Origin of the sequence: Nocardia sp. NPDC058497, from assembly GCF_042720195.1 — a bacterium.
Lineage (GTDB): Bacteria > Actinomycetota > Actinomycetes > Mycobacteriales > Mycobacteriaceae > Nocardia.
Window position 1 is genome coordinate 1 of sequence record NZ_JBHXMY010000215.1, and the last position, 9060, is coordinate 9060.

General features: G+C 69.7%; 7 protein-coding genes and 1 riboswitch. Of the genes, 5 read left to right on the forward strand and 2 right to left on the reverse strand.

Annotated elements, in window-relative coordinates:
* The 3 genes from ACFWPJ_RS16345 to gcvP form a co-directional block, all read left to right on the forward strand.
* Positions 1-263, forward strand: a 263-nt coding sequence (locus tag ACFWPJ_RS16345; protein WP_378852092.1) for a bifunctional nuclease family protein, incomplete at its 5' end; no start/stop codon positions are given.
* A gap of 169 nt (positions 264-432) precedes the next feature.
* A complete protein-coding gene (locus tag ACFWPJ_RS16350; RefSeq protein ID WP_189034281.1) occupies positions 433-990 on the forward strand; it encodes a MerR family transcriptional regulator in 558 nt (185 codons plus the stop codon).
* A gap of 211 nt (positions 991-1201) precedes the next feature.
* Positions 1202-1300, forward strand: a riboswitch (glycine riboswitch).
* A 158-nt stretch (positions 1301-1458) separates the two neighbouring features.
* A complete protein-coding gene (gene gcvP, locus ACFWPJ_RS16355) occupies positions 1459-4266 on the forward strand; it encodes an aminomethyl-transferring glycine dehydrogenase (protein WP_378852095.1) in 2808 nt (935 codons plus the stop codon).
* A gap of 52 nt (positions 4267-4318) precedes the next feature.
* Here the strand turns inward: gcvP and ACFWPJ_RS16360 are convergent, their stop codons facing one another.
* Positions 4319-4924 carry a TetR/AcrR family transcriptional regulator gene (locus ACFWPJ_RS16360; protein WP_378852097.1) on the reverse strand — a complete coding sequence of 202 codons (606 nt, stop codon included), beginning with the start codon at positions 4922-4924 and terminating at the stop codon, positions 4319-4321.
* Positions 4925-4997: 73 nt separating this feature from the next.
* Here ACFWPJ_RS16360 and ACFWPJ_RS16365 point away from each other — a divergent pair, with 73 nt between their 5' ends.
* Both ACFWPJ_RS16365 and ACFWPJ_RS16370 read left to right on the forward strand, forming a co-directional pair.
* Complete coding sequence (locus tag ACFWPJ_RS16365) at positions 4998-6476, forward strand: ABC-F family ATP-binding cassette domain-containing protein (RefSeq protein ID WP_378852100.1); 1479 nt, start codon at positions 4998-5000, stop codon at positions 6474-6476.
* Positions 6469-7314: a virginiamycin B lyase gene (locus ACFWPJ_RS16370; RefSeq protein WP_378852103.1), complete on the forward strand. Its 846-nt coding sequence runs from the start codon at positions 6469-6471 to the stop codon at positions 7312-7314. The genes ACFWPJ_RS16365 and ACFWPJ_RS16370 overlap by 8 nt, the downstream gene beginning before the upstream one ends.
* A gap of 28 nt (positions 7315-7342) precedes the next feature.
* On the opposite strand, the gene ACFWPJ_RS16375 is transcribed toward ACFWPJ_RS16370, so the two are convergent.
* Positions 7343-9010, reverse strand: coding sequence for a VWA domain-containing protein (locus tag ACFWPJ_RS16375; protein WP_378852106.1), 1668 nt, complete (start codon positions 9008-9010; stop codon positions 7343-7345).
* Positions 9011-9060 lie beyond the last annotated feature (50 nt).

The following is a 9060-nucleotide window of genomic DNA, read 5'->3' on the forward strand; positions in this document are numbered from 1 at the left end:
CCCTCAAGGAAGTGCGGATCGTCGATCTGCAGGAGGGCACCTTCTACGCCGATCTCGTCTTCGACGGCGATCTGCGGGTCTCGGCCCGGCCGTCGGATTCGGTGGCCATCGCGCTACGGGTCGGCTGCCCGATCTTCGCCGAGGAACCGGTACTCGCCGAGGCCGGGCTGGTGATGCCGGACGAGCGCGAGGACGAGGTCGAGAAGTTCAAGGAGTTCCTCGAGTCGGTCTCGCCCGACGACTTCAAGGCCACGGACAGCTGATTCACTTCCTGATCTTCTAGACCTGAAGTAGAGGTCGAGGGAATCGCCGCGCGCGGTGCTTGGTGCGACAACGGTGCAGGTCCGACAATGGCAGGAGTAACCTCGAAAGTCGGGCAACATCCGTCGTGACTCCGGTACTCGAGAACGTCGGCAGAGCAAGGAGTGGTCAGTGGAAGAGCAATCGCAGGATGTGGTGCAGCCTGGCTTGTTCCCGGACGACTCGGTTCCGGACGATCTGGTCGGCTACCGGGTGCCGAGCGCGTGTCAGGTCGCCGGCATCACCTACCGTCAACTCGACTACTGGGCCCGCACCGGGCTGGTTGTGCCGTCGATCCGAGGGGCAGCGGGTTCGGGCAGTCAACGACTGTACTCGTTCAAGGACATCCTGGTCCTCAAGATCGTGAAGCGGCTGCTGGACGCGGGCGTCTCTTTACAGAACATCCGGATCGCGGTCGATCATCTGCGCAGCCGCGGTGTTCCTGATCTGGCCGGGATCACGCTGTTCTCCGACGGGACCACGGTGTACGAGTGCACCTCGCCCGAGGAGGTAGTCGATTTACTGCAGGGCGGGCAGGGCGTCTTCGGAATCGCGGTCAGCGGCGCCATGCGGGAACTGACCGGGGCGATCGCCGACTTCCCTGCCGAGCGGGCCACCGAGATCACCGACCGGCCCGAGGACGAACTGTCCTTCCGGCGCAAGGTGCGGGAGAACCGCAAGACCGGTTAGAAGTGACCAGCGCTTGCCCGCCACCCCGTGTATTCGGGCCAGACTCAGGTGCTGGGCAATGAGCGTGCGCGGCCGACGGTGATGTGCGGGACCGGGTTCGCCCGTTCCCGGTGAGTGACCCAGGTGCTTGCGTGATCGCGGCTTGCGTGACGAGCGCTACATCGTGTGCGTGACGGTGAGGGTTCGCCGTGCCATTAGACTGGGTGAGCGTCGCCGCCGTGCGGGAGAGTCTTGGGTTCGTAGAATCCGGGCGCCGAAGGAGCAGCACCTCCCCGTCAATCTCTCAGGCAACAGGGACCGCACGGTGATTCGACGCCTCTGGAAAGCGGTGGCATCCGGCTGCCCGCCCACGGGGAAAGGGGCACGGCTGTTCGCGGCCGGGTCGCCGAATCTCTCAGGCGCCACGACAGAGGGGGAGGGCTGGTACCCGTCGACCACACGGTCGACCCGCCCGACCTTGGAGCTGCCGTGACCCGTTCGTTCGCCGACCGCCACATCGGACCCGATTCCGACGAACTCGCCCGGATCCTCGAGATCGTCGGCGTCGACTCGATCGACGCGCTCGCGACCACGGCACTGCCCGCGACGATTCTCGACGAGTCCGGTCTCGGCGCGCTGCCCGCGCCCGGCACCGAGCACGAGGTGCTCGCCGAGCTGGCCGCGCTGGCGCACTCCAACACCGTCGCCACCTCGATGATCGGCCTGGGGTACTACGACACGCTCACCCCGCCGGTGCTGGTGCGAAACCTGCTCGAGAACCCGGCCTGGTACACCGCCTACACCCCGTACCAGCCCGAGATCAGCCAGGGCAGGCTCGAGGCGCTGCTCAACTTCCAGACCATGGTGTCGGATCTGACCGGCATGGACGTCGCCAACGCGTCCATGCTCGACGAGGCCACCGCGGCCGCCGAGGCGATGACGCTGCTGCGCCGCGCGGGCAAGTCCAAGTCGAACCGGCTCGTCCTCGACGCCGATCTGTTCCCGCAGACCAAGACCATCATCGGCACCAGGGCCGAGCCGCTGGGCATCGAGATCGTCGAGGCCGATCTGTCCTCCGGTGAGCTGCCCGAGGGCGAGTTCTTCGGCGTGATCGCGCAGACCCCCGGCGCCTCCGGCCGGATCGTCGACTACACCGCGCTGTTCGCGGCCGCCCACGAGCGGGGCGCGCTCGTCGCCGCCGGTGCGGACCTGCTGGCGCTGACGCTGATCACGCCGCCCGGTGAACAGGGCGCCGACGTGTGCTTCGGCACCACGCAGCGCTTCGGTGTGCCGATGGGCTTCGGCGGCCCGCACGCCGGCTACCTCGCCGTGCGCACCGCGTTCGCCCGGCAGCTGCCAGGCCGCCTGGTCGGCGTGTCCGTCGACGCCGACGGCGCCCCGGCCTACCGCCTGGCTCTGCAGACCCGTGAGCAGCACATTCGCCGCGAGAAGGCGACCTCCAACATCTGTACCGCGCAGGTGCTGCTGGCCATCGTCGCCGCCATGTACGCCAGCTACCACGGTGCCAACGGACTGCGCGCCATCGCGCGCCGGGTGCACGGGCACGCCGCGGCCGTCGCATCCGGGATCGGCGCCGCGCTGGTGCATGACAACTTCTTCGACACCGTGCTGGCGTATGTGCCCGGCGGGGCCGAAGCCGTTGTCGCCAAGGCGAAGTCGCAGGGCATCAACCTGCGCCTGGTCGACGCCGATCACGTCGCGATCGCCTGCGACGAGGCGACCACCGACGCGCATGTGGCCGCGGTCGTCGAATCCTTCGGCACCGCACGGACTCCCGACGCCGCGAGCGCCCAGCCCGCCGCGATCGAGACCCGCACCTCGGACTACCTGACGCACCCGGCGTTCACCCGCCACCACACCGAGACCGCCATGCTGCGCTACCTGCGCTCGCTGTCGGACAAGGATATCGCCTTGGACCGCAGCATGATTCCGCTCGGTTCGTGCACCATGAAGCTCAACGCGACCGCGGAGATGGAGGCGATCACCTGGCCCGGTTTCGCCCGGCTGCACCCGTTCGCGCCCACCGAGGACGTGCCCGGCATCCTGAAGCTCATCGGCGACCTCGAGCAGTGGCTGGCCGAGATCACCGGCTACGACGCGGTGAGCCTGCAGCCCAACGCCGGTAGCCAAGGTGAGTACGCCGGCCTGCTGGCGATCCGGCGCTACCACCTCGATCGCGGCGACGACCACCGCGACACCTGCCTGATCCCGTCGAGCGCGCACGGCACCAACGCGGCCTCGGCGGCCATGGTCGGCATGCGCGTCGAGGTCGTGAAGTGCCGGGACAACGGCGATGTCGATCTGGACGACCTGCGCGCCAAGATCGCCGACCACGCCGACCGGCTGGCCTGCATCATGATCACCTACCCGTCCACCCACGGCGTCTACGAGCACGAGGTGGCCGAGCTGTGCGCGCTCGTGCACGACGCGGGCGGCCAGGTCTACGTCGACGGCGCGAACCTCAACGCCCTGGTCGGCCTCGCCCGGCCCGGTCGGTTCGGCGGCGATGTCAGCCACCTGAACCTGCACAAGACCTTCTGCATCCCGCACGGTGGCGGCGGTCCCGGCGTCGGCCCGGTGGCGGTGCGCTCGCATCTCGCCCAGTACCTGCCCGGCGACCCGCGCGAAGCCGGTTCGCACGCGGTGTCGGCGGCCAACTACGGTTCGGCGTCGATCCTGCCGATCACCTGGGCCTACATCCGGATGATGGGCGCCGAGGGCCTGCGCGAGGCGACGCTCACCGCGATCGCCTCGGCCAACTACATCGCCCGCCGCCTCGACGCCTACTTCCCTGTGCTCTACACCGGCGAGAACGGCATGGTCGCCCACGAGTGCATCCTCGACCTGCGCGAGATCACCAAGCAGACCGGTGTCACCGTCGACGATGTGGCAAAGCGCCTGGCCGACTACGGTTTCCACGCGCCCACCATGAGCTTCCCGGTGGCGGGCACGCTCATGGTGGAGCCCACCGAGAGCGAGAACCTCGAGGAGCTCGACGAGTTCATCGCCGCGATGATCGCCATCCGCGGTGAGATCGATCAGGTCGGCGCGGGCGTGTGGCCGGTGACCGACAACCCGCTGCGCGGCGCGCCGCACACCGCGGCGAGCCTGGTCGGCGAGTGGGATCACCCCTACAGCCGTGAGGTCGCGGTCTACCCGCGGGGCATCGGGCACACCCGCCCGAAGGTGTGGCCGCCGGTGCGCCGCATCGACGGCGCGTTCGGTGACCGCAACCTGGTCTGCTCCTGCCCGCCGCTGGACGCCTACGAAGACTGATACCCATCCGATAGTGAGCCCCGCCGAACTCATCGGCGGGGCTCGTTGTCGTCTACGGAGTCGAGGATTCTGCGGCCCACGCTGATTGGGCGAGGGTGACCGCGGCATCGGCGGCTCGGCGGGCGTGTTCGGCGGTGACCGGCTCGTGGGTGATGAACAGCCGGTGGAACAGTGGCGCGACCGCGAACTGGACGATCTCCGTTCCGTCGATGCCGGGCGCGAGCTCCCCCCGCGCGATTGCCCGTTCGACGATCACCGCCGCCTCGGCATGCCGCGCCGCGTAGAAGCTGCGCAGTGCCGTGGCCGCATCCGGGTGCTGCATGCCCGCGGTGACGAAAGCCGCTGCGACCGGACCGGATTCGGGGTCGGTGAAGCCGGTGCGTAGCAGTTCGGTGAGTCCGCGCAAATCGTCGACGAGGCTGCCGGTGTCCGGAATCGGCCATGACTGTCCGGCCGCGCGGTCGAGCGCGTCGGCGACGAGACCCTCCGGACCGCGCCAGCGCCGGTAGACGGTGGTCTTGTGCACCCCGGCCCGCTGGGCGACGGATTCCATGCTCAGGCCCTGGTAGCTGTGCTCGGCGAGTTCGGCCGTCGTCGCGTCGAGCACGGCCTCCCGCACCCGCGTACTGCGTCCGCCGGGTCGTCGTTGCGGTTCCAAAAACAACTCCTGTTGCGTTAGGTGGGCGGGGTTAGTAAGGTTAAAGCTACACAAGTTGCGATTGGAGCGCTGTTTGACCACTCAACTGAGTCTGCGCGGAGTGTCGAAGTCCTACGCGGACCGGCCCGTGCTCGACACCGTGACGGCGACGATCCGGCCCGGCGAGCGGGTCGGCATCGTCGGCGAGAACGGGTCGGGAAAGTCGACGCTGCTGCGGATACTGGCCGGACTCGACCGCGCGGACACCGGATCGGTGACCGTCAGCGCCGACGGCGGCCTCGGCCACCTCGCGCAGACCCTCGCCGGTGACACCGTCGGCGCCGTGATCGAGCTGGCGCTCGCGGAGCTGCGGGATCTGGAACGCGGCATGCACGCGGCCGCCGAAGCGCAGGACATGGACCGCTACGGCGAACTGCTCACCCGGTTCGAGGCGCGCGACGGCTACACCGCCGACGCCAGGGTCGACGCGTCGCTGCACGGCCTCGGGCTGGCCGGGCTCGATCGGGACCGGTCACTCGACAGCCTGTCCGGCGGGGAACGCGCCAGGCTCGGACTGGCCTGCCTGCTCGCCGCCTCGCCGGAGGTCCTGCTGCTCGACGAGCCGACCAACCATCTCGACGAGAACGCGCTGACCTGGCTGGAGAACCGGCTGCGGACCCACCACGGCACCGTCGTGCTGGTCTCCCACGACCGGATCTTCCTCGACCGGGTGGTGACGGCGATCATCGAGGTGGCCGACGGCGGCCTGACCCGCTTCGGCGGCGGCTACACCGGCTACCTGGCCGAGAAGGCCGCCGCTCGCGTGCGCTGGGAACAGGCCTATGCGCAGTGGCGCGGCGAGATCGGGCGACTCGAGGAATTCGCGACGACCACCGCCCAGCAGGTGGCGCACGGTCGCGCGATGTCGGACAACAACAAGATGGCCTACGACCGCAATGCGGGCCGGGTGCAGAGCTCGGTCGCCTCGCGGGTCCGGCAGACCGCCGAACGCCTGCGCCGCCTGCGCGCGGACCCGGTGCCGTGTCCGCCCGAACCACTGCGCTTCCGTGGACGATTCGCCGCCGTTGGCTCGGACACCGAGTTCGCCATCGGGCCCGTGACCCTGGGACCGCGGGGCAGGCTGCTGATCCACGGCCCGAACGGGGCGGGAAAGTCGACGTTGCTCGATGCGATCCACGCGTCGGCGCGCGGTCGGGTCGGCTACCTGCGCCAGGAGGACCGCTTCGATCCGGACCGAAGCGTCACCGAGACATACGGTTTCGGCAGAGCCGCGCTCGTCGCGACCGGACTGTTCGCTCCCGAGCTGCTAGATCGCCCGGTCGGCACCTTGTCGGAGGGGCAGCGGCGGAGATTGTCGCTGGCCCGGGTGCTCGCCGGTGACCATGATCTGCTGCTGCTCGACGAACCGACCAACCACCTGTCGCTGACGCTGGTCGACGAGGTGGAACAGGCGCTGCACGACTACCGGGGCGCGGTGGTCGTGGTGTCGCACGATCGTGCGCTGCGCCGCCGATTCCGGGGAATACAGAAGGGAATTCAGGACTTTGGCTGACATTGTGCAGGTGATCGAGGTGCCGGGCGCGCCGTACGGGGTGACCGTCGGGCCGGATGGCGCATTGTGGTTCACCCTGGTCGCGCAGGGCATGATCGGCCGCTGTGCCGACGGCGCGGTGCGGACATTCGCCCTCGATTCCTCCGACGGGCAACCCACCGTCATTGTGACCGGTCCCGATGATGCGTTGTGGTTCACCGAGTTCCAGGGCGGCAGGCTCGGCCGCGTCACGACTCAGGGCGACCTGACCAGCATCGCGCTGGACGGTCCCTACGGTGCGGGTCTAGGACCCGACGGCGCGCTGTGGTTCACCGAGCTGCAGGCCGGTCGCGTGGGGCGGCTCGCTGCCGACGGCACGATCGACCGCGTCGACGTCGAGGGCATGCCGTCGATGCTCACCGCGGGATCCGATGGCGCAGTGTGGTTTACGGTGAACCAGGGCAATGCGATCGGCCGGGTGGATAGCGACCTGGCCCTCACGGTGTATCCCCTGCCGACACCTGCAGCCGCGCCGGTCGGCATCACCACGGGCCCGGACGGTGCGGCGTGGTTCACCGAAATCGGCGCGGGCGCCATCGGGCGCATCGACACCGACGGCACGATCACCGAATTCGCCCTGCCCGACCCCGCCGCCCGCCCGCACGCGATCGTCACCGGATCCGACGGCGCGCTGTGGTTCACCGAATGGGCGGCAGGCAGGCTCGGCCGGATCACCACCGACGGCGTGATCGACCACCTCGCGCTACCCGGCGCCGAACCACACGGCCTCACCGTCGACGCCGCAGGCCACCTGTGGGTCGCGATGGAATCCGGTGCGCTGGTGGAGGTCTCACCCTGACGGTAGTCGGACCGGTGGCCGTGCCGGGTCAGGGAGTGGTCAGTGCCTTGACCACCGCGGTGCCGAAGCTGAGGTCGTTGCTCGTCGGCACGCGGGTGTAGGTGCCACCGGTCTGCTGCGCGAGGGTCTGCAGGGTCTGGGTGCCCTGGCCGCCGACCACGACGATATCGATCCGGACGGGCTTGCCGGACTTGGTGGCGGCGGTGATCTCGGCGACGAGCGCGGAACCGGTGAGCGAGGAGTCGTCGTCGGGTCCGTCGGTGATCACCAGAATCGAGTTGGTGCGGCCGGGGGAGTAGGCGGCGACCGCGGCGCGGTAGGCGGCGAGCAGGCTGGGGTAGGCCTGGTCGGTGGTGTTCTGGGTCGCCTTGGTGGTGGTCACCGCCGAGCCCACCGCGTTGCGCTGGGTGTCGGTCAGCAGGTCGGTGGGGACCCGTACCTGGTACGGGGTGGTGCCGTCGAGGTTCTTGCCGAAGGTCCACAGCCCGAGGCCGAAGTCCGGCGGCATCACCGTCAGCGTCGAGGCCAGGGCAGCGCCCGCGTTCGCCAGCCGGGTCGTCGATCCCTCCGCGGTGCCCATCGACGACGAGACATCGAGCAGGACTGTGGCATTCACACCGAGGACCGGGTTGGCCAGGGTGCCCTGCACCTTCTGCAGTGTCGTCTTGTCCGGGTTGGCCGGCGCCGAACCGATGGCCGGGCCGAACCCCTCGGTGGCCAGCGTGCCTGCCTGTTCGGGGGCGCGCAGGAAGTCGATGAACCGGGACGCGATGAGGTTCTGGGTCTTGTCGACCCACGGGCCCGACAGCAGAGCGGCGGGATAGTCCGCGAGCGGTGCGGTGCCGACCGGCCGGAACGCGGTGAGCCCGCCGGTGCCGAGCTGCTGCGCGGTGGCGGCGACGGCGTGCACCTCGTCGGCGGTGGGGTCGGCGGTGATCGCCCCCATCGCCGCGACCAGGTCGGCGGGCACCTGGGCGCCCGCGGCGAGTCCGGAGATCGCGGCGACGACCTGGCCGGAACCGGCGGCCTGCTCGGTCAGCGGCTCGGTGCCCGACACGGCGGCCCCGATCGAGGCGGCCGCGGCGGTGGTGGCATCACCGACAGGCAGTGCCATCCGCAGCCCACCCCAGCCGGACAGGCCGAGCTCGTCGAGCGAGCCCTGCTGCAGACGCGGCAGATCGGACCAGGCGATCTGGTGCTGCTCGAGCGCCTGGCGCAGCGCGTCGGGCACGGCGAGCACGATCGGGCTGGTGGCTATGGAGGCGGGCGTGCCCTCGATCAGGCCGGGCACGCGGACCAGTTCGATCGAGCGGCTGGAATCGGCGATCCAGAGTCCCGGCTTCGGGCCGAGCGCCGGATCCCACTTCCCGGTATCGGCCAGGCCCGCGACCAGCGCGGCCGACGGGCGGGCCGACACCTCCACCCGCGCGCAGTGGTCACGCACCCGCGGCTTGCTCGCGTTGTAGCGGTCGGCGGCGGCACGGACCGGGCCCGCGATGGCCGGATCGACGGTGACGTCCAGCGACGCCGGACCCTCGACGCATTCGGCGGCCGCCGCGACGTCGGTGCTGGCGGCGCGATCGCTGAGCTGGAACCAGGCGAACACGGCCACGAGCACCAGCACGAGTACCGATGCCGCGATAACCGGACCCTTGCTGATACTTCGAGATCTGGTCCCGCTGCGATGAGTACCCACGAGGCAAGTTTAAGGACACGACCTCGGCGGGCCGCACAGTGCATACCCTG